This window comes from Plantactinospora solaniradicis (assembly GCF_042658085.1).
Lineage (GTDB): Bacteria > Actinomycetota > Actinomycetes > Mycobacteriales > Micromonosporaceae > Plantactinospora > Plantactinospora solaniradicis.
Genome location: NZ_JBHSPR010000143.1, coordinates 1 through 1,389 on the forward strand (window position 1 = coordinate 1; position 1,389 = coordinate 1,389).

The 1,389-nt window shown below is 68.5% G+C and carries 1 protein-coding gene; it reads left to right on the plus strand.

The genetic code is table 11. The annotated features are described in order from the left end of the window. Positions 1 to 186 precede the first annotated feature (186 nt). Positions 187 to 1,389: IS110 family RNA-guided transposase (locus tag ACFP2T_RS47935; RefSeq protein ID WP_377434787.1), on the plus strand; the 1,203-nt coding region annotated here is incomplete at its 3' end.

Consider the following 1,389-nt stretch of genomic DNA (forward strand, 5'->3'; position numbering starts at 1 on the left):
GGGTCAGCACTCTTCGGATCTGGCCTGTGAGGTCTCGCGGCAGACTGTGCGCCCGCTGGTCGTGAGGAGGCGGAACGGCTGATGGGATGACGTGCCCCAGCAGGGTTGTGGTGAGCACTTGACTATTAGATCGCCGGCGTCTCCTCCAAGCTGCTACCAGGACAGTGTCCATAGGGAGGATGCCGGGTGATCTGCGTCGGGGACGACTGGGCCGAGGACCATCACGACATCGAAGTGGTCGACCAGGACGGTCGACGGTTGGCACGGGCTCGGCTGCCCGAGGGTCTGGAAGGACTGGCGAAGCTGCACGAGCTGATCGCGGCGCAGATGCCTGCCTCGTGGGCGGAACTCGAGCCGGTCGACGCTGCCGCGAGGGTGCGGATCGGGATCGAAACCGATCGCGGAGGGTGGGTCCAGGCCCTGGTTACCGCTGGCTATCAGGTGTATGCGATCAACCCGATGTCGGTGGCGCGGTACCGGGAGCGGCATTCGACGTCCGGGGCGAAGTCCGACGCCGGCGACGCGCATGTGCTGGCCGAGATCGTGCGGCTCGATCACGCCCACCACCGCAAGGTCGCTGGCGACAGCGCCCAGGCGGAGGCGACGAAGCTGGTCGCCCGGGCGCATCAGAGCCTGATCTGGGACCGCACCCGACACGTGCTACGGCTGCGTAGCGCGTTGCGGGAGTTCTTCCCCGCCGCGCTTGCCGCCTTCGAGGACCTTGCCGCACCCGAGGCCCTGGAACTGCTGGACCGGGCACCGGACCCTGACCGAGCCGCCCGGCTGTCCCGAACACAGATCGTCGCGGCGCTGCGCCACGCGAACCGCCGGGACATCGAGACCAAGGCCGCCACCATCGGGCAGGCGTTGCGAGCCGCGCAGCTGCGGCAGCCGCGGCCGGTCCAAGCCGCCTACGCGGCGATCGTGACCAGCCAGGTCCAGATCATCAACATTCTCAACGTCGAGATCAACGAATTGGGTCAGGTGGTGGCCGACCATTTTGGCCAGCACCGGGACGCTGACCGCTACCTGAGCCTGCCCGGCCTCGGCCCGGTACTCGGCGCCCGGATCCTCGGCGAGTTCGGCGACGACCCCCACCGTTACCCCGACGGCAAGGCGCGAAAAAACTACGCCGGCACCTCACCGATCACCCGCGCCTCCGGCAACCGCAAGGTGGTACTGGCCCGCTACGCCCGCAACCGCCGCCTCGGCGACGCGGTCCACCAGTGGGCATTCTGCGCAATGCGCGGTAGCCCAGGCGCTCGCGCCTACTACCAGGCACTGCGCCAGCGCGGCATCGGCCACCAAGCCGCGCTACGCCAACTCGGCAACCGCCTGGTCGGCATCCTCCACGGCTGCCTCAAGACCGGCACCAGCTACAACGAGATC